The sequence below is a fragment of the Erythrobacter sp. K21-9 genome (assembly GCF_055808355.1).
Map to the genome: position 1 here is coordinate 1,615,934 of NZ_CM147866.1, position 18,378 is coordinate 1,634,311.

The following is an 18,378-nucleotide window of genomic DNA, read 5'->3' on the forward strand; positions in this document are numbered from 1 at the left end:
GGAAAACGGCGCATCAGCGGACGCATAGGGCGCTTCACTGTCGACCGGCGAGATCCTGCTTTTGCTGGTTTTGTTTGCGGCGGTGATTGCCGGTTGGAGCTGGCTGGAACGGCATCCCGAGCATAACCCTTGGGCACCGCTCGACCTACGCGATCCAATTGGCATGGCGACAGCGAACAAACTGCTCGCGCTCAAGGACGATGTGGAGCTGTGCCGCGTCACGCTTGACCGCAGCGATGTGGCGTTTCGTGCACTTGAAGGAACTGGCAACGGCGCGTGCGAGCGGCCCGATCGCGCGCAGCTAGAAGCCTATCCGCTTTCGCCCGACACACCGGCTGTCACCTGCCCGGTCGCCGCCGCGCTCGAACTATGGCGCGACAAGACGGTTGAGCCCGCCGCGCGAGAGATCCTCGGCAGCGATCTTGCCCGGATCGAGCATCTCGGTGCCTATTCCTGCCGGCGGCTGTATGGGCGCGAAAAAGGCGCGTGGAGTGAACATGCGACAGCAAATGCAATCGACATCTCCGCGTTCGTCCTGGCAGACGGAACGCGGATAAGCGTGCTTTCCGATTGGGATGGGAGCGCCGAAAAAGCCCGCTTCCTCAGAGAGGTGCGCACCGGCGCATGCGGCGTCTTTGCGACCGTGCTTTCGCCCGATTACAACGCAGCCCATGCCGATCATTTCCATTTCGATCAGCAAAGCCGCTGGTCGGGCGTCTGCCGTTAGGACCGGCGCCTCAACTGGTTTCGAGCGCATAGCCCGCCGAACGCACTGTGCGGATGGGGTCTTTTGCACCTTCGATCATGATCGCCTTGCGCAGGCGGCGGATATGCACGTCGACCGTGCGGAGCTCGATATCGCTGCCGGTGCCCCAGACCCCATCGAGCAACTGCCCGCGGCTGAAGACCCGGCCGGGGCTTTCCATGAAGAATTTGAGCAACCGGTATTCGGTCGGGCCAAGCTGTAAGGAGCGCCCGCGCCGCTGAACCTTGTGCGCCACAGGGTCCAGCTTGATATCGCCCACCTCGATTGTTTCCCCTGCCAGCGCAGGGCGAATGCGGCGCATCACTGCTGCCACACGGGCCAGCAATTCGCGCGGGCTGAAAGGTTTGGTCAGGTAATCATCCGCGCCTGTTTCAAGGCCGCGCACACGGTCATCCTCGGCTTCGCGCGCGGTCAGCATGATGATCGGGACGTGCGCGGTTTCCTTGTCGCGCCGGAGTCGCCGACACACTTCGATGCCGCTCGTCCCCTCGATCATCCAGTCGAGGATGATGAGGTCGGGGACGTCTTCGCTCGCCAGAACGAGCGCTTCATCCCCGTCACTGGTGGAGCGAACGTCGTACCCTTCGTTCTGGAAGCGGTATTCAAGCAATTCGGACAGCGCCGGATCATCTTCGACCAGAAGCAATTTGGCGGCTGACATGATTGCGGACTCCCTAACCCCACGCTCCGAGCGTGCCGGAGCTACGGCAGTGTCTATGTTTCAATTCGGCTACCGTTTCATGACAGGCAGGCCAGAGAGTTTTCCACAAGGGTCAGCCTAGGGCCGGTCTTCCTCGGGCGGATACGAGCCGGTCGCAGCAAAATGGACCATCTCCGCGACATTGGTCGCATGGTCACCGATACGCTCAAGGTTGCGCGCGACGAACAGCAGTTGGGCCGCACTCGAAATGGTTGCAGGATTTTCGACCATGTGGCTGACAAGGTTACGGAAAATGCTGTTGTAGAAGGCATCGACCTTGGCGTCAGTGGCAATCACTTCGCGGGCGAGGCCCGGATCGCGTGCGGCATAGGCGGTGAGGACATCGTGTACCATTTCGCCTGCAAGGTCGCCCATCGCTGGCAGCAATGTGAGCGGCTCGAACCGGTCGCGGCCCTCGATCATGTGCACCCGTTTGGCAATGTTCTTCGAATAGTCGCCGATCCGCTCGACCACGCCGGCGATCTTGAGTGCAGCGATGACTTCGCGAAGATCGTCCGCCATCGGAGCGCGCAGGGCGATGATCCGCACTGCGAGCTTGTCGACCTCGGTTTCGAGTGCGTCGATCTTCTTGTCGCGCGCCACGACGCTGTCGCCAAGTTCCTCGTCGCCGCGCACCATCGCGTCCAGCGCTTCCTGAATCGCGACTTCGGCAAGGCCGCCCATCTCCGCGATCAGGCCGCGAAGCCGGGTGATATCCTCATCAAAAGCTTTGACTGTATGGTCGGGCATTAACCGTAACGTCCTGTGATATAGTCTTTGGTGCGATCTTCGATTGGATTGGTGAAGATATCAGAAGTCCTGCCATATTCCACGATTTGGCCGAGATGGAAAAATGCGGTGCGCTGGCTGACGCGGGCGGCCTGCTGCATCGAGTGGGTAACGATGACGATGGCGTAGCGCCCGGAAAGCTCGTCGATCAACTCCTCGATCTTGGCCGTGGCGATGGGATCGAGTGCGGATGCAGGTTCGTCCATCAGGATGACCTCGGGATCGACCGCGATGGCGCGGGCAATGCACAGACGCTGCTGCTGGCCGCCGGAAAGCGCGGTGCCTGAATCCTCGAGACGGTCCTTCACCTCATCCCACAAACCGGCGCGGGTAAGCGATTTTTCGACGACCGCATCTAGATCGACTTTCTTCTCGGCAAGCCCGTGGATTTTCGGCCCGTAAGCTATGTTGTCATAGATCGATTTTGGGAACGGATTCGGCTTCTGGAACACCATGCCGACGCGCGCGCGCAACTGCACGACATCCATCGCGTTCGAATGAATGTCGTCCCCGTCAAGCTCGATCAGGCCCGTCACCTTCGCCGAAGGGATTGTGTCGTTCATGCGGTTGAAACAGCGCAGGAAAGTCGATTTACCGCACCCGGACGGCCCGATGAAGGCGGTTACATAGTCGGGCGAAATGTCGATCGACACATCGTCGATGGCTTTCTTGTCGCCATAATAGACCGAGACATCGCGCGCCTTCATCTTGGCGCCGGTGTCTTCCATATTTTCGTGAATGACAGTCACCAGGTCTTCTCGAATTTGTTGCGGAGGTAGATTGCGAGGCCGTTCATCAGCAGGAGGAACAGCAAGAGGACTATGATCGCGGCGCTCGTGCGCTCGACGAAGCCGCGATCGATCTCGTCGGACCACAGGAAGATCTGCATCGGCAGTACCGTGGATGGCGAGGTAAAGCCATCGGGGGGCGTCGCCACGAAGGCTCGCATTCCGATCAGCAGCAGCGGTGCGGTTTCACCCAGAGCACGTGCCATACCGATGATCGTTCCGGTGAGGACACCTGGCATGGCGAGCGGCAGGACATGGTGGAACACGACTTGAACGGGCGACGCGCCCACTGCAAGCGCACCATCGCGGATTGATGGCGGAACAGCCTTGATCGCGTTGCGTCCCGAAATAACGATCACCGGCATCGTCATGAGCGCGAGTGTCATGCCGCCAATCAGCGGAGCCGAACGATAATTCGGGAACAGCCACAGGAATACGGCCAGTCCGAGCAGGCCGAAAATGATCGAAGGGACAGCAGCGAGGTTGTTGATCGAGACCTCGATAATGTCGGTCCAGCGGTTCTTCGGTGCGTATTCTTCAAGGTAGAGCGCGGCCAGTACGCCGATCGGAAAGGCGAGCAGGAAAGTCACGATCATGGTCAGGATCGACCCTTTGAGCGCGCCCCAGATGCCAGCCGCCTGCGGACTGGTCGCATCCGAGCGGGTCAGGAAGCCGATGTCCCAGTTTTCTGCGAGCTTATCCTCGGCCTGCAATTGCTGCGCTAGCGCCTGCATCTCCGCCGATCCCTCGCCAGCAAGGCCGGAAGCGAGATCGGATGAGGCGGGAAGGTAGAAAGTCTCGGAACGTTTGATCAGCGATGGGTCCGATGTCAGTGCGGCGGCGACGTCGCGCCATGCCTCGCGGCTGAGTTCGCTCGCCCCCTCTTCGCCAAGCGCCTCCTCCGCGTAGAACTGGACGACTTCGGGCATGCCCTGCAACTCGAGAACTTGCAGCGCCGATGGCGCGCTGAGCGATGCTTCGTCGCCGGTGATCCCGCTTTCCGGGAAATCAATCGGCACTTCGAGCTCGGCGCGCTGAAACCCGCCAACGCCGTTGAGCAGCATGTTGCCGAGCAGAAAAATCAGCACCGCCACCGAGAACACGATCGCGCCCTGGCCCATGAGCTTGAAATTTCGCTCCGAGCGGTAACGCTTTGCCAGACGCTTTTCGAACTCCGGCGTGCGCGTCGGGCCGACATCGTCTGGCCCATGCGTCATGGCTGGGCTCTCGATGGCACCTGCGGGAGGGTTAGCTGAACTATTCATAAGCTTCACGGAACCGTTTGACGACGCGCAGTGCGATCACGTTGAGCACAAGGGTGACGAGGAACAACGCGAAACCGAGGGCAAACGCGCTGAGATAGGTCGGATGATCGGTGCTCTGCTCGCCCGTCAGCAACTTCACGATTTGCACCGTGACAGTCGTCATGCGGTCGAGCGGATTCGCGCTGAGATTGGCGGCGGTCGATGCTGCCATGACCACGATCATCGTCTCGCCGATCGCGCGGCTCACAGCCAGCATCACGCCTGCAACAATCCCTGGAAGGGCGGCGGGAAAGAGCACCTTCTTGATCGTTTCGGACTTGGTCGCTCCCATCGCGTAGCTGCCATCGCGCATTGCGCCCGGCACGGCGGCGATGGAATCGTCGGCCATGGAGGAAACGAACGGGATGATCATCACGCCCATCACGACACCTGCGGCGAGCGCGCTTTCCGTTGAAGCTCCCGAGATGCCAATCGCCACTGCGGCGTCGCGGATTGCGGGCGCGACGGTGAGTGCGGCGAAATAACCATATACCACGGTTGGAACACCGGCGAGGATTTCGAGCGCGGGTTTCACCCACTGCCGCAGCTTGGGATCGGCGTATTGTGTAAGGTAGATCGCGCTCATCAGGCCGAGCGGTATTGCGACGATCATTGCGATAATCGCACCGATGAAGAGCGTGCCCCAGAACAGCGGGATAGCGCCGTAACGGGACCCGTCGGGATTGTCCGCGCTGCTCATCGGGTCGGGACCCCAGAACGTCCCAAAAAAGAAATCGACCGGCGAGACAAGGCTGAAGAACCGGTAGGTCTCGAATACGAGGCTCGCAAATATGCCGAAGGTCGTAAGGATCGCCACCAGCGATGCGAGGAGGAGCACGATCATAACCGTCCGCTCGACCCGTGTGCGCGCCTTGAAATCCGGACGAACCCTGAGAAACGCGAATGTTCCGCCGGCAAATGCGATCAAGATCGTCACGATCACGCCGATCAGATTGTAGCGACCGATCGCCTCGCGGAAGGGCTCGATCAGCGGTTCGGCACCTGCGTTGAACACGCCGGGTGCGTTGCCTCTTGCAACTGCGCGCGCCTCGGCAAGCCACGAATCGCGCTCGAAGCCGAATGCGGGGAGGTTTTGCGCGCCGGGTGAGGCAAGCGCGCTCTGGTTCACGAGCTGCGGTGCGATGAATGACCAGAGTGCCACGAATGCGAGGACAGGGATGACGATCCAGATCGCCACGTACCATGCGTGATAGGTAGGGCGCGCGACGGGGCGCACGTCGGGGCTGGCCTTCTGGAAGCTCCACGCCTTGGCGCGGCCCGCGAGCCAGCCTGCCAGTCCCAGCCCGATGGCAATCAGAATGAGCGTGATCGGCGACATGAATTAAACCTGTTTCCCCTAAACGCGTATCGCGCGGTGTCAGTTGCCCAAAGTCGATTGTCTGGTTGAATGGCGCGCCCGCAGCGTAATGTGCCGCAAATGCTCCACGTCGATCTCAGCCCGCACATTTCTGTACGAGAGACCGCCCTTTGCCGGTCCGATGTTCAGAAAATAAGACACTGCTAAGACAATTCCCGACTAATTGTCTCAGCGCTCTCGGAAATCGTCGCTATTTCGCCGTTATCCTGTTGTTCTGCCTGCGGAAGCCGCACAACGACGCGCGTGCCTTTGCCGATGTCGCTATCGATATCGAGCCTGCCGCGATGGCGCTCCACGATATGTTTGACGATGGCGAGGCCCAATCCGGTCCCTCCAGAGGCCCGGCTACGCCCCGGATCGGTGCGGTAGAATCGCCGGGTGAGATGCGGCAATTGCTCAGGAGCGATTCCGTCGCCCTGATCGACCACCGAAATCCGAGCCTGCTTGTCCCGCGACACGTCGAGCGTCACTTCAACCGGTGATCCGGGGGTGCCGTATTTAAGAGCATTGTCGACGAGATTGCGCACCAATTGCTCAAGCTGTTGGCGATCACCATGGACGCTCGGCTGCTCGCGTAATTCCAGCTTGAGGCGTTTGGTCCGGTCCGGCCCTGCCGCATCGCGCGCGGCGCGTTCGACCAGCGGGGCAAGCTCTATCAGCTCGCTGGGAAGGTCGTGCTTTTCGGCTTCGACCCGCGACAGGCTCATCAGGTCGCCGATCAGGCTCTGGAGGCGTTTGCCCTCGCGCTCGATCGTGCCGAGAAACTTTTGCGAAGTGGGGGAATCGAGGCTGTCCGCACTTTCACTCAGCGTTTCAACGTAGCCAAGAATGGCGGCCAGAGGCGTGCGCAGCTCATGGCTGGCATTGGCTACGAAGTCGGTATGCGCGCGGCTGATATCGGCCTCAGCCGTCTGATTGATGAGTTCGATGACCGCGATGTCGCCTTGCACGTTCTGGCGATTGATCTCCCAAATGTCCTGCCGCCTCACGAGACCGCGGACGATAGCCCGGCCATTGCGATCTTTGCCGAAGAGCGAAATCGCCTCGGGCTGGCGAAAGGCGACGCGCGCATCCTGGCCGACCATGTGCTGGCCAAGGATTCGGCGTGCGGCTGCATTGGCAATCGCGATCTTGTTCCTCTCCGTCACCATGATCGGCGTCGAGGAGTTCTCGATGAGTTTGCGCAGCGATTCGACGCTGAAAGATTGCTCGACGATGACCTTTGGCGGCTCTGGAGGCCGACCTGTCGCCAGCATCAGCGATCCGAGCCAAACGCCCAGCACCGCGAGCGAAACGATCGGATCGAGGCCAAGCATCAGCATCGCGAAGAACGTCACGGTGGCCAGCAGGATGCCAGCAAGCGGGATGGTCTGCCTGATGCCCATGTCGCATAGCGCCTTAACGCCAAGCGATCCCGGTTGGAAGCGCAGAGCGGGCGATGCGCACAGTAAGGCGCGTCACCGAAATCCAAACCTGTGAAGGGAGGTGGTGACCCCTACGGGAATCGAACCCGTGTTTCAGCCGTGAAAGGGCCGCGTCCTAACCGCTAGACGAAGGGGCCACGCTCATTTGCGAGAGCGCGCATCTAGGGGGTGTGGGGAATGGGTCAAGCCCCGTCAGTGCCCGTTTTGCGAAAAATTGCGCAGCCGGGCAATTAATCTGCGAAAGCGGCGTCTTCGAGATGCAATTCGGCCGCCGGGCGGGGCCCCCAATCGTCGATCTTCACTCTGCCTGCGAGATGGAATCGCCGCCCCTTGCTGCGGTGAAGCAGCGTCTGCGCCATTTCCGTTTCCGCTGCGCGAAACGCGATCCCCTTGAACGAGCGACCGTCTTCGCCTGATGCAATTATGCGCAGGTGATCCGTCCCGACAATGTCCGCCTTCACAATGCGAACCGGTCCGACGGCGATCCGCGGTGCGGGCCAGCCCACCCCGTATGGCCCCGCCGCATCGAGCGTAGTGACCAGATCAGGGGTAAGCCCGCCGGGCGCGAGCGACAGATCGAGCTGCATGGACTGTCCTGCACGGGCGCGTTCGACATCGCGGGCGAGGCGGGTGTCGAGAAATTCGGTGAAGGCGGCGAGTTTGTCCTGTGCGATCGTCAGGCCGGCGGCCATCGCATGTCCTCCGCCTGCAACCAGCAAGCCTTCTTCGCGCGCGGCGATGATCGCAGCGCCAAGGTCGACGCCGCTGATGGAACGTCCGGAGCCCTTGCCAGTGCCGTCCGAGGCATCGTTAGCAATGACGATCGAAGGCTTGCCCGTCTTTTCCTTGATCCGACCAGCGACAATGCCGATCACGCCGGGATGCCAGCCGTCCCCGGATAAGACCTGCACAGCCATGTTGTGCTGGCTCGCCACCTGAGCCTCCGCCTGCTCCTGCACTTCGGCCTCGATTGCGCGGCGTTCTTCATTCAGTGCAGAGAGCTGCTCTGCGATGCCCCGCGCTTCTTCCGGATCATTGGTGGTCAGCAGCCGAACACCCAGAGTGGATTCGCCGATCCTGCCGCCCGCATTGATACGCGGGCCGAGCGCGAAGCCGAGGTCGCTGGCCTGCGGCGCGCGTTTCAACCGGCTCGCATCCATCAGCGCCGCCATGCCGATCCGCTCACGCCGGCCGAGTATCTTCAGTCCCTGTGCCACAAAGGCCCGGTTGAGCCCATGCAGAGCCGCCACGTCGGCCACGGTTCCCAGCGCAACGAGATCGAGCAGGCTCATCAGGTCCGGCTCATCGCGCTGCTTGAAATACCCCTCAGCGCGCAAGGTTCGCACCAATGCGATACCGAGCAGGAAAGCAACCCCGACCGCAGCGAGGTGGCCGTGACTTGCCGCGAGGTCGTTCTCGTCGAGACGATTGGGGTTCACGAGCGCTGCTGTCGGAGGGAGATCGGCCGAGCACTTGTGGTGATCGACCACAATCACGTCCACACCGACGTCGCGCGCCATGCCCAGCGCCTCATGCGCCATCGCGCCGCAATCGACGGTGACGATCAGGCTCGAACCAGCGTCTGCCAGTTTGACCAGCGCTTCTCCGGTCGGGCCGTATCCTTCGAGCAACCGGTCGGGGATGTAGTATTCCGCCTCGAGGCCCAGATCACGCAGCAACTCGACCATGAGTGCCGCGCTGGTGGCTCCGTCGACATCATAGTCACCGTAGATCGTCACCTTTTCCTGCGCCAGAACAGCCTGTGCGATGCGCTGCGCTGCCTGGTCCATGTCGCGGAATTCGGAAGGATCGGGCAGGAATTCGCGCATGGTCGGTTTCGCGTGGCGCGCCACGTCATCCGGTGCGACGCCGCGGGTCATCAGCAATTGCGACAGGATGTCATGGTCGAGGCTGTGAATTCCCTCTGCCGAGCTGCCGCTCAGGTCCATGTTTCCTCCGCGCCAGAGCCAGGAACGGCCCGTAAGCGATTCTGATACGCCGAGCACGTGAGAGAGCGATTGGGTGGCCATGAACGCACGTTAACCCAAGCAGGGTGTTCGTGACAGCCACCGGCATTGACAATCGACAGTGCAGTCGTCTTGCTTCGAGAAATGTCCAGCGACGCGGCCACTTTGAATTTGCTAGTGATCTGGCACAGCCGAACCGGGGCCAGCGAACAGATGGCGCAGGCTGCGGCCAATGGCGATGGGATCGCGCTCGAGCGGGCTCGGGACGTCACCGCTGCGCAGCTTGTATCGTCGCGCGGATATCTGTTTGTCTGCCCCGAGAATCTCGCATCGCTGAGCGGCGAGATGAAAGAGATGTTCGATCGGACCTATTATGAGGTGCTCGGCCAGCTCGAGGGGCGTCCCTACGCGACGATTATCGCCGCTGGATCGGACGGCGAGGGTGCGCAGCGCCAGCTGGATCGAATCGCCACGGGCTGGCGGCTGAAACGAGTCGCTGACCCCATGATCGTCAACTTCGAGGCGCAAACGCCTGAGGAAATTCTCGCTCAAAAACAGGTTTCTGCGTCAATTCTCACCGATTGTAGGGAATTGGGAGAGGGACTTGCCGAGGGATTGCGACTGGGTGTCTTTTGACCTTTCAAAAAGAACAAGATTCTGTGGGTAATCGCGACTCGACGCTGGCCAAGAATATCGTCAGGGTTTCAGGCTCACGTCTGCGCGTAGGTCCGCAAGACTAAGGGGGTCTTGAGCGATTTCTGAAAGCCAGCGCGCGAATGCCACAGGAATGCACCTGCTGTTTGCTCCCGGCAAACGGCCCACTCGTGCTGCCATAAGGGAATTCGCAGAACGCCACAGGTCAGTAACGGTCACGCACGATCCCATGGGCGAGCCGCCGCTTCACCTTGTCGCTGCCAACGGCCAGGAAGAAAACTCGTCCAGGCCGCCGCAGGGCGGGGTCGAAGAAACTGTTTGGGTCGAATTGCTCCATGACGGGCTGACCTTCGACTTGCAGGGGCTCGCGCCGGGCAAGGCGTGCGCCACGCCAAGCGTCGAATACAAGTTCGACCTCGATCAATCGCCGGCATCCATGAGGCTGGAGGGATTGCAGTTGCTTCCAGGCCAGCATCTGGGCAGCAGCGCGAACACCATGCCGGTCGCGAGGGCCCTGATCGGTCTGGCGCGCGATATCATCCACCACTTCGATCATTTGCAGGCGGTTGTATGGGGGCCTGCATTCAGCGCGATCGGCAGGCGCTTTTTCGAGATCCATAGCAACTGCATGGCTTGAAGGCGGTGCATTTCCGGCGCTGGGGCTGACAGCCTTTCGCGAGACGAGCGACGGCGCGCTGCAGAGCGTTGGTCTCGATTACTGGATCGGGCAGGAACTTCGCATCGAAGAGCCCTTGTCGAATGACAAGGTAGGCGCGACCCGGCTTGGTGTCCGAATCATCAATCAGTTGGTGATCGTGGGCGGGCTTGAGCAGAGTGAGCGTATCGTGTCGCCTGATGGCAACAATCTCGTGATGCGCCCCTCTCGCAATGGCAAATTCGTGCGAGTCTGGCGCGAATAGCACTTGGTACGGGGCGCAAATCTACCACTGCGAGCTGAGTATGGTCGCGCCAAGAGGCGTGTCCAGGAGCGGTCGGTCGTGCCCTTTTACAGTGTGAACCGGCGGCAATCTGCCGCATACGAACCCGGCTTTCAGCGCCATCATTTGCTGCCGCGCCAATTGCTCTCACGTCATTGCTTTGGAGAAATGTTCTGCCAGATCGGGCGCGTGCAAGTGGGGTTCGACGACTTCAGGGTGAATGGCCTACTTCTGCCCTCCACCGACGCGGCGACGGTTCGAACGGGCCTGCCGCTGCACCGCGGGCCGCATCGGCGCTATAACGAGCTTGTCCTCGACCGCGTCGGCCGGATCGAGGCGAGCTGGTCGCAGGATCGCGAGCAGGACCCCGAATACGCGCTTGCCGAAGCGCTGCTCCGGCTGACCTTGCTCCAGTCCGCCCTGCGCCGCCGTTTGCTCGATGAGCGCCGCCGGTTCCTGCTGAGCCGCAAGGACCCGCTTGGCAGCGGCTTCGACTTTACCGAGCTTGATGCGATGGCGGAGACCCTCTGGCAAGCAACCTGAGCGCTTACTCGGCGGCCTCCGCCATTGCGGTCCACGCTGTGTAGTCCGAGTTCGCGAGCAACCGCGCCTTGGCCTCGTGATATTCGCGCTCCATCCGCGCCACGAGATCTTCGACCGTGCCGACCGACTTGACCGCCCCGACGCCCTGGCCCGAACCCCAGATGTCCTTCCACGCCTTGGCCTTGGTGTTGCCGCCGCTGCCGAAGTTCATCTTCGACGGATCGCTTGTCGGGAGATCGTCCGGATCGAGCCCGGCATTTTCGATCGAGGAGCGCAGGTAATTGCCGTGCGCGCCGGTAAACAGGTTGGTGTAGACAATCCCGCTCGCATCGCCGTCAACAATGCCCTGTTTGTAAGCGGCATCCGCGTTGGCTTCCTCGGTCGCGATGAAGGCGCTGCCCGAATAGCCGAAATCGGCCCGCATCCCTTGGGCCGCAAGGATCGAGGAGCCGTGCGCGATCGAGCCGGACAATGCGACCAGCCCGTCGAACCATTCGCGGATCTCCTGCATCAGCGCGAACGGTGAGAGCGCACCGGCATGTCCGCCTGCTCCGGCAGCGACCGGGATCAGGCCATCGGCACCTTTCTCGATCGCCTTCTTCGCAAAGCGGTTGTTGATGACATCGTGCATCGTGATCCCGCCCCAGTTCCGGACCGCCTGGAAGATCTCTTCCCGTGCGCCGAGCGAGGTGATCACCATCGGCACCTGCCATTTCTCGCAGGTTGCCATGTCGGCCATCACGCGGTCGTTCGACTTGTGGACGATCTGGTTGACCGCGTAGGGAGCCGCCGGGCGGTCCGGGTATTCGCGATTATGCTTCGCGAGTTCCTCTGTAATCTGGTGCAGCCATTCATCGAGCAGCGTTTGCGGGCGTGCATTGAGTGCGGGAAAGCTGCCCACGATGCCCGCCTTGCACTGCGCGATAACCAGCTCCGGGCCGGAGACGATGAACAGCGGCGATCCAATCAGCGGCAGGCGCAGGCGGTCGAAGGGGGCGGGAAGCGGCATCAATGTCTCCAAATGCGAGTTTGCTGCGCGGTAGGTTGCAGAATGCAATCAGGCAAGCACCTCTTCAATGCGATAGAACCGCGCTGCGTTCCCGGCATAAAGCGCCGCTTTCTCATCCGCGCTCGCGCCAATGGTCAGCCGCTTGAACGCATTCCAGAGCACCGGATAGGTCGCGCCCCAGCGGTCCACCGGGTAATTGCTTTCGAACATGGCGCGCTTCGGCCCGAACGCCTCGATGCAGGTTTCGATGTAGGGTCGCCATAGTCCGGCAAGGTGCTCGGAGGTCGATCCGGCCGCCGGGCCTTCCTCCGGCATCGCGCAATTGTGCATCGCCAGCCCGCCCAGCTTCACGACCACGTTTTCGCGCGCGGCCAGCTCCTTGATGTTGTGCCGCCAGGTGTCGAACCGCTCGTGCAGCTTGCCGGTATAGCTCGCCATGCCGAGCGGCGTGCCGCAATGGTCGAGGCAGATCGACGTATCAGGGAAGGCGCGCGCGAGGTCGATCACGTCGGGTATCTGCGGCTCGAGTATCCACGCATCGAAGCTCATTCCGCGCTTGCCGATCTCGGCAAAGCCTTCACGGAAGGTGCTGTCGCGGTAGAGCTCGGGCGGGGCATGGAAGGGCGGGCCGAGCACTTCGGGATCAGTGTCCCACGCGCCCTGATGGCGGATCCCCTTGAACCGGCCAGGCGAGGCGGCGTGCAGCGCGTCCAGCACCTCTCCCGCTGCGTGTCCTTGCGTCAGGTCGGCGTGACCCACGATTCCTGCACAAGCGCGCAAATCGCCGTAGAGCCCGCTTGCCGACTGCGCGGCGAAGCCGTTCACATACTCGACCTCGCCCACCGGCTTCTTTGCCTCTCCATAATCCGCGTTGTAGAACGCACCGCATTCCATGAAGACCGTCGCTATGACGTTATGCCCTGTCGTCAGGTCGGCGTGGAACTGGTCGAAGGTGTAGTGCGCGACGGGGACCAGCGTTTCGAGGAAACGGTGCCGCGGCTCTGGAAACGCCGGCAGCATCGCGCGCAGATCCCACAGATGGTGGTGGGGATCGATGATCGGGAGGTCTGGTTCGAGTATCTCTTCGGTCATGCTGTCACGCTCTCCCTTGCGGCCTGTTTTCGGCCATGTGCGGGCCACTCTATGAGACACATGAGACAGTGTCCAAGGGGAGAAAACGAGACCGCTCCCACTTCTCAACAATATCGCGAGGGAGAAGGGGAAAATTGCGCCATGAGACCCGCCATAACGCCGCGCTCTCGAGTAGGAAAACTCAGCGGACCGCCCGGCGATAAAGATGCCATGTCGCATGGCCCAGTAGGGGTAGGGCGATGACCAGTCCGAAGAATGCCGGTATCATCGCGGTAAACAGCACGGCCGCGATGATCATCGCCCAGACAAGCATGACGAATTTGTTGGATTGCACAGTCTTGAAGCTGGCGATGATGGCGGTGGCAAAGCTGACCGGTTTGTCCACCAGCATCGGGAGGCTGATGACGGTCATCGAGTAGAACGCGAAAGCCATCACCGCGCCCACCGCGCTTCCCACGGCGAGCATCGCGATGCCCATATCGGTGGTGAGGAAATCCAGGCTTTCCGAACCCGGCCCTGCCTCGGCCATGAAAATCGCGGAAACGGCGTGGGCCACGATCATCCAGAAGGCGAACGCCACGAACACGATCACTCCCATCGAGAGGATCTGTTCATCGCCTTTGCCCTTCAGCGCGCCAAGGACGTTGCCCCAAGTCAGCTGTTCGCCTGCCTCGCGCCGGCGACTTGCCTCGTACAATCCGACCGCGACGAACGGTGCGATTAGCGGAAATCCGGCCATTGCCGGGATCAGCAGGCTGGTTTGACCCATGACAAGCGCGAGATAGCCCAGAGCGAGACCCGTCAGCACATAGACCCCGCCAATCGCGATCCCGTATTGCGGCATCGCTGAGAAGTCTTTCCATCCGGCGGCAAGCGCGGACCAGAGATCGCTAACGGCAAGGTCATCTGCGACCTTGGCGGGCGGCTGCGGTGCTTCGAATGCATCCTCTAGCGCGGTCATGGGTATCGCCTCCTCTCTCTAAAGGCTGCTCGACAATGCGGATCAGTATGCCCCACGTCATTGCGCTGGATCAAATTGCAGGAGACCTTGCGCAAGGTCTCTTCGCTGTTGCAGCATTTTTCACAAGCCAAAGCCGCAAAGATCGCGTATAGGCACGGCAACTCCCTGCGGGATCGCCCGGCTACCCGCTGTGCGTCCCGCCCGCCAGCACCTTGAATACTGTCGGTTATTTGCCTGCGCTCACCCGCATTCTTGCGCGTGTGCGCTCCTGACCATCTTTCCCCGAGTATACCCTATGTCCTTTCCCGAACTTCCATCCACACTGCAAGAGGCCCTGGCCGAGCGTGAATATGTCGCCGCCACCGATGTGCAGGCTGCAGTTCTCAAGCCCGAGGCGCGCGGGCGCGATCTCGTCGTCTCGGCTCAAACGGGGTCGGGCAAGACGGTCGCCTTCGGTCTCGCGATTGCGGACGAATTGCTGGGCGAAGACGGTACGCGTGCCGTTTGCGGTCCCGCCCAAGGCATTGGTGATTGCGCCCACGCGCGAGCTTGCTCTGCAGGTAAGCCGCGAGCTTGCATGGCTTTATGGCAAGGCCGGCGGGCGGGTTACGACCTGTGTGGGCGGCATGAACCCCTCGCAGGAGCGCAAGGCGCTGCGCAGCGGTGCGACCATCGTGGTCGGCGCGCCGGGACGTTTGCGCGATCACCTCGAGCGCGGTGCGCTCGACCTGTCGGAACTGGCGGTCGCGGTGCTCGATGAAGCGGACGAAATGCTCGACATGGGCTTTCGCGAAGAGCTCGAAGCGATCCTCGATGCGACGCCCGAGGGCCGCCGCACATTGCTGTTCTCGGCCACGATGCCGCGCCCGATCGAGGCACTCGCTCGCCGTTACCAGCTCAATTCGCTGCGCATTGCCACCATCGGCAAGGAGCGCGGCCACGGCGACATCGCGTATCAGGCGGTGACGGTATCTCCGCCCGAGATCGAGAACGCGGTGGTGAACCTGCTGCGCTATCACGAGGCAGAAACCGCGATCCTGTTCTGCGGGACGCGTGACAAGGTGCGACACCTTCACGCGACGCTGCAGGAACGCGGCTTTGGTGTCGTGGCCCTATCGGGCGAGCATTCCCAGCAGGAACGGAATCAGGCTTTGCAGGCGCTGCGCGACAAGCGTGCGCGGGTCTGCGTGGCGACCGATGTGGCCGCGCGCGGGATCGACCTGCCGTCCGTCAGCCTGGTCGTGCATGTCGAAATTCCCCGCGATGCCGAGACCCTGCAGCACCGCTCCGGTACCGAACCGGGCGAGCGGGCAAGAAAGGCACGGCTGTGCTGATCGTCCCGTTCTCGCGCCGCCGCCGGGTCGAGAGCATGTTGCGCAATGCCAAGATTACCGCCGAGTGGACCGATGCGCCTGACCGCGATGCAATCAAGGCCAAGGACCACGAACGGCTGCTTTCGGTGTTGCTCGAACCCGCTGAATTCGACGACGCCGACCGCGCGCTGGCGAAGAAGATCCTCGCTGAACGCAGCGCGGAGGACATCGCTGCGATGCTGGTGAAGGCGCACCGCGCCAAGATGCCCGAGCCTGAGGAATTGACTGCGAACACGCCCGAGGCCCGCCGCGATGCGCAGAAAGAGCGCCAGCGTCCCGGCTTCGAGGACACGGTATGGTTCAAGATGGATATCGAGCCGCCGCCAGAACGCCGACGTGCGCTGGATACTGCCGCTGATCTGCCGCCGCGGTCACGTCACCCGCAACGAAATCGGCGCAATCCGTATCTCACAGGGCGAGACGTTCTTTCAGATCCCGCGCGCCCATGCCGACAAGTTCGCCGACGCGGTGCAGCGCACCGCCGAAGCCGATCAGGACGACAAGCCGGTTCATATCGAACTCTCCGACGAAGCCCCGCGCGATGCCGGACGCCGCAACCGCAAGGAGGGACCGGGCGGTCCCGGCGGACACGTTAAGGCCAAGCCGTTCCGCAAGGGTAAGCCGCACGGCAAGTCTGGCGGCAAGTTCGATGGCAAGCCCGGCAATTTCGCCAAGTCCAAGGGTAAGGGCGGCGGCAAAGGCAAGCCCTTCAAGGGCAAGCCGCACAAGGGCAAGGCCGCTAAGGGCTGACGCCGACCTCGGAGTTCGCCGCGCTCAGCACGGCGCGGACACTCGCGGTCGCGACATCTTCGTCGATCCCGCAGCCCCAAATCGTGCGGCCTTCGGCGTCGACGCATTCCAGGTAGGTCGCAGCATTCGCGTCTGTGCCTGATCCGAGCGCCTGCTGGGTGTAATCGACCACTTCGAGTTCGAGCCCGAATACCTCCCGCAAAGTGTCCATCACGCTCGAGATGAGGCCGTTGCCCCGGCCCGAGACTGTTTGCTCCTGCCCTTCGACCGCGATCTTGCCGCTGAAGATTCGCGTGCCGTCAGTGGCGCGCGATTCTTCGTAGTCGATCAACTGGAAATGCTTGTCCGGCGTCTGCACGTGATAAGCAGCCTTGAACGCTTCCCAGATGTCGTCCGCATTCAGTTCGCGCGCATTTCCATCGGCGAGCCGCTGCACATGCTTGGAGAAATCGGCCTGCATCTTCTTGGGCATTTTCAGCCCGTGGTTCTTTTCCAGTACCCACGCAAAGCCGCCTTTGCCGCTTTGCGAATTGACGCGGATCACTGCCTCGTAATCGCGGCCAAGGTCTGCCGGGTCGATAGGGAGATAGGGGACGCGCCAGTATTCGTCGTTTTGAGCGTCGTTCGCCTCGAACCCTTTCTTGATCGCGTCCTGATGGCTGCCGGAAAACGCGGTGTAGACAAGTTCGCCGCCATAAGGGTGGCGCTGGTGCACGGGCAGGTCATTGCAATATTCCACCGTCTCGATCACGCGGTCGATGTCGGAGAAGTCGAGGCCCGGTTCGACGCCTTGCGTGTAGAGATTGAGCGCCATCGTCACGAGGCAGCAATTGCCGGTGCGCTCGCCATTTCCGAACAGGCATCCCTCTACCCGGTCCGCGCCAGCCATCAGGCCAAGCTCCGCGGCTGCAACGCCGGTTCCCCGGTCGTTATGGGTGTGGAGCGAGATTACTGCGCTTTCGCGGTTCGGCAGGTTGCGGCAGAAATACTCGATCTGGTCGGCGTAGATGTTGGGCGTCGCTGCTTCGACCGTGGCGGGCAGATTAAGGATGATCGGGTGTTCGGGCGTGGGCGCAAGCACTTCCATCACCGCCTCGCACACCGAAATGCTGAAATCGAGTTCGGCGGTGGAGAATGTCTCGGGCGAATACTGGAAGTGCCAATCGGTGTCGGGGCGCTTGGCCGCTTCGTCGCGCATCACTTTGGCGCCCTTCACGGCGATCTCGCGCACCTCGTCCTTCGACATGCGGAACACGATGTCGCGCCACGCCGGGCTGACCGCGTTGTAAAGGTGAACGATGGCCGAATGCGCGCCTTCGAGGCTTTCGAAGCTGGTGCGGATCAGGTCTTCGCGGCTTTGGGTGAGAACCTGCACGATCACGTCGTCGGGGATCGTGCCGGATTCGACCAGATGCTTGATGAAGGTGAACTCGGTTGCGCCTGCGCTGGGGAAGCCGACCTCGATTTCCTTCACCCCGATTTCCACCAGCAGGTCGAAGAAGCGCGCTTTCTTCACCCCGTCCATCGGATCGATGATCGACTGGTTGCCATCGCGCAGATCGGTCGAGAGCCAGCGCGGTGCTTTTTCGATGAGGCGTCCCGGCCATTGGCGGTTGGGCAGGTCGATCTGGCCGAACGGACGGTACTTGGCAGAAGGGTTCTTGAGCATGTTCATGGTGTACGACTTTTCGCGGTATCAATGAGGAGATGGCTGCTGCGGTTCCCTTGGATGCCGGGCCGCGCCAATGTCACACGCAGCCGCTCACGCCCAAGGGCGAGTAAGTCGTAGAAGCAGGCCAATCGTTGGTTTCATCGCGCTCCGTTGTTGCCGATTACTCCGCGCGGCGCAAGCGCCAACCGGACTGACGCGGTGCACCGCGACTTTTTTCGCCAAATCTTTGCGTCGCTGTAACCTTCCGCCGGAAGGGCGCGAACCCCGATG

At 61.8% G+C, this 18,378-nt stretch carries 16 protein-coding genes, 1 tRNA gene and 1 pseudogene; 6 read left to right on the top strand and 12 right to left on the bottom strand.

The features are described 5' to 3' along the window. The first annotated feature begins 61 nt into the window (after positions 1-61). A complete protein-coding gene (locus AC0L39_RS08125; RefSeq protein WP_473262189.1) occupies positions 62-727 on the top strand; it encodes an extensin-like domain-containing protein in 666 nt (221 codons plus the stop codon). 10 nt (positions 728-737) lie between these two features. Here AC0L39_RS08125 and phoB read toward each other — a convergent pair whose 3' ends face one another. The 8 genes from phoB to recJ form a co-directional block, all read right to left on the bottom strand. Continuing rightward, positions 738-1,427: a phosphate regulon transcriptional regulator PhoB gene (gene phoB / locus AC0L39_RS08130; RefSeq protein ID WP_473262190.1), complete on the bottom strand. Its 690-nt coding sequence runs from the start codon at positions 1,425-1,427 to the stop codon at positions 738-740. Between the two features lie 117 nt (positions 1,428-1,544). Then, positions 1,545-2,216: a phosphate signaling complex protein PhoU gene (gene phoU / locus AC0L39_RS08135; protein WP_473262192.1), complete on the bottom strand. Its 672-nt coding sequence runs from the start codon at positions 2,214-2,216 to the stop codon at positions 1,545-1,547. Further along, positions 2,216-2,983, bottom strand: a complete 768-nt coding sequence (pstB, locus tag AC0L39_RS08140) for a phosphate ABC transporter ATP-binding protein PstB (protein ID WP_473262324.1) — start codon at positions 2,981-2,983, stop codon at positions 2,216-2,218. The genes phoU and pstB overlap by 1 nt, the downstream gene beginning before the upstream one ends. Before the next feature lie 17 nt (positions 2,984-3,000). Further along, positions 3,001-4,260, bottom strand: coding sequence for a phosphate ABC transporter permease PstA (gene pstA, locus AC0L39_RS08145; protein ID WP_473262194.1), 1,260 nt, complete (start codon positions 4,258-4,260; stop codon positions 3,001-3,003). A gap of 40 nt (positions 4,261-4,300) precedes the next feature. Then, entirely contained in the window at positions 4,301-5,686 is a 1,386-nt protein-coding gene (pstC, locus tag AC0L39_RS08150; RefSeq protein WP_473262195.1) for a phosphate ABC transporter permease subunit PstC, read from the bottom strand. A 182-nt stretch (positions 5,687-5,868) separates the two neighbouring features. Continuing rightward, complete coding sequence (locus tag AC0L39_RS08155) at positions 5,869-7,110, bottom strand: sensor histidine kinase (protein WP_473262197.1); 1,242 nt, start codon at positions 7,108-7,110, stop codon at positions 5,869-5,871. A 101-nt stretch (positions 7,111-7,211) separates the two neighbouring features. Continuing rightward, positions 7,212-7,286: transfer RNA gene (locus AC0L39_RS08160), tRNA-Glu, on the bottom strand. Positions 7,287-7,379: 93 nt separating this feature from the next. Further along, positions 7,380-9,179: a single-stranded-DNA-specific exonuclease RecJ gene (gene recJ, locus AC0L39_RS08165; protein WP_473262199.1), complete on the bottom strand. Its 1,800-nt coding sequence runs from the start codon at positions 9,177-9,179 to the stop codon at positions 7,380-7,382. Positions 9,180-9,260: 81 nt separating this feature from the next. Between recJ and AC0L39_RS08170 the strand changes: the two genes are divergently transcribed. The 4 genes from AC0L39_RS08170 to AC0L39_RS08185 all read left to right on the top strand — a co-directional run bounded on the left by AC0L39_RS08170 (position 9,261) and on the right by AC0L39_RS08185 (position 11,251). After that, positions 9,261-9,752: a flavodoxin family protein gene (locus tag AC0L39_RS08170; RefSeq protein ID WP_473262201.1), complete on the top strand. Its 492-nt coding sequence runs from the start codon at positions 9,261-9,263 to the stop codon at positions 9,750-9,752. Between the two features lie 247 nt (positions 9,753-9,999). After that, the gene (locus AC0L39_RS08175; protein ID WP_473262202.1) at positions 10,000-10,407 is read left to right on the top strand and encodes a hypothetical protein; all 408 of its coding nucleotides are present in this window, start codon (positions 10,000-10,002) and stop codon (positions 10,405-10,407) included. A gap of 115 nt (positions 10,408-10,522) precedes the next feature. Further along, positions 10,523-10,690: a hypothetical protein gene (locus AC0L39_RS08180; protein ID WP_473262203.1), complete on the top strand. Its 168-nt coding sequence runs from the start codon at positions 10,523-10,525 to the stop codon at positions 10,688-10,690. Positions 10,691-10,768: 78 nt separating this feature from the next. Continuing rightward, the gene (locus tag AC0L39_RS08185) at positions 10,769-11,251 is read left to right on the top strand and encodes an AHH domain-containing protein (RefSeq protein WP_473262204.1); all 483 of its coding nucleotides are present in this window, start codon (positions 10,769-10,771) and stop codon (positions 11,249-11,251) included. Between the two features lie 4 nt (positions 11,252-11,255). Here the strand turns inward: AC0L39_RS08185 and AC0L39_RS08190 are convergent, their stop codons facing one another. The 3 genes from AC0L39_RS08190 to AC0L39_RS08200 form a co-directional block, all read right to left on the bottom strand. Further along, the gene (locus AC0L39_RS08190) at positions 11,256-12,260 is read right to left on the bottom strand and encodes an NAD(P)H-dependent flavin oxidoreductase (protein ID WP_473262206.1); all 1,005 of its coding nucleotides are present in this window, start codon (positions 12,258-12,260) and stop codon (positions 11,256-11,258) included. A 48-nt stretch (positions 12,261-12,308) separates the two neighbouring features. Then, positions 12,309-13,352, bottom strand: coding sequence for an amidohydrolase family protein (locus AC0L39_RS08195; RefSeq protein ID WP_473262207.1), 1,044 nt, complete (start codon positions 13,350-13,352; stop codon positions 12,309-12,311). A 181-nt stretch (positions 13,353-13,533) separates the two neighbouring features. Next, positions 13,534-14,313 (bottom strand): DUF2189 domain-containing protein, encoded by a 780-nt coding sequence (locus AC0L39_RS08200; RefSeq protein ID WP_473262208.1) that lies wholly within the window; start codon positions 14,311-14,313, stop codon positions 13,534-13,536. Positions 14,314-14,608: 295 nt separating this feature from the next. On the opposite strand from AC0L39_RS08200, the pseudogene AC0L39_RS08205 reads away from it, so the two are divergent. Continuing rightward, positions 14,609-16,436 (top strand): annotated as a pseudogene (locus tag AC0L39_RS08205) (DEAD/DEAH box helicase). Here the strand turns inward: AC0L39_RS08205 and leuA are convergent. Further along, positions 16,426-18,111 (bottom strand): 2-isopropylmalate synthase, encoded by a 1,686-nt coding sequence (gene leuA, locus AC0L39_RS08210; protein ID WP_473262210.1) that lies wholly within the window; start codon positions 18,109-18,111, stop codon positions 16,426-16,428. The pseudogene AC0L39_RS08205 and the gene leuA sit on opposite strands and share 11 nt — an antisense overlap. Positions 18,112-18,378 lie beyond the last annotated feature (267 nt).

What these genes read in the sequence shown, in the direction of transcription:
- phoB (WP_473262190.1), bottom strand. Translation starts at nt 1,427, where the DNA reads ATGTCAGCCGCCAAATTGCTTCTGGTCGAAGATGATCCGGCGCTGTCC.
- phoU (WP_473262192.1), bottom strand. Translation starts at nt 2,216, where the DNA reads ATGCCCGACCATACAGTCAAAGCTTTTGATGAGGATATCACCCGGCTT.
- pstB (WP_473262324.1), bottom strand. Translation starts at nt 2,983, where the DNA reads ATGGAAGACACCGGCGCCAAGATGAAGGCGCGCGATGTCTCGGTCTAT.
- pstA (WP_473262194.1), bottom strand. Translation starts at nt 4,260, where the DNA reads ATGACGCATGGGCCAGACGATGTCGGCCCGACGCGCACGCCGGAGTTC.
- pstC (WP_473262195.1), bottom strand. Translation starts at nt 5,686, where the DNA reads ATGTCGCCGATCACGCTCATTCTGATTGCCATCGGGCTGGGACTGGCA.
- AC0L39_RS08155 (WP_473262197.1), bottom strand. Translation starts at nt 7,110, where the DNA reads ATGGGCATCAGGCAGACCATCCCGCTTGCTGGCATCCTGCTGGCCACC.
- recJ (WP_473262199.1), bottom strand. Translation starts at nt 9,179, where the DNA reads ATGGCCACCCAATCGCTCTCTCACGTGCTCGGCGTATCAGAATCGCTT.
- AC0L39_RS08170 (WP_473262201.1), top strand. Translation starts at nt 9,261, where the DNA reads ATGTCCAGCGACGCGGCCACTTTGAATTTGCTAGTGATCTGGCACAGC.
- AC0L39_RS08175 (WP_473262202.1), top strand. Translation starts at nt 10,000, where the DNA reads ATGGGCGAGCCGCCGCTTCACCTTGTCGCTGCCAACGGCCAGGAAGAA.
- AC0L39_RS08190 (WP_473262206.1), bottom strand. Translation starts at nt 12,260, where the DNA reads ATGCCGCTTCCCGCCCCCTTCGACCGCCTGCGCCTGCCGCTGATTGGA.
- AC0L39_RS08195 (WP_473262207.1), bottom strand. Translation starts at nt 13,352, where the DNA reads ATGACCGAAGAGATACTCGAACCAGACCTCCCGATCATCGATCCCCAC.
- AC0L39_RS08200 (WP_473262208.1), bottom strand. Translation starts at nt 14,313, where the DNA reads ATGACCGCGCTAGAGGATGCATTCGAAGCACCGCAGCCGCCCGCCAAG.
- leuA (WP_473262210.1), bottom strand. Translation starts at nt 18,111, where the DNA reads ATGAACATGCTCAAGAACCCTTCTGCCAAGTACCGTCCGTTCGGCCAG.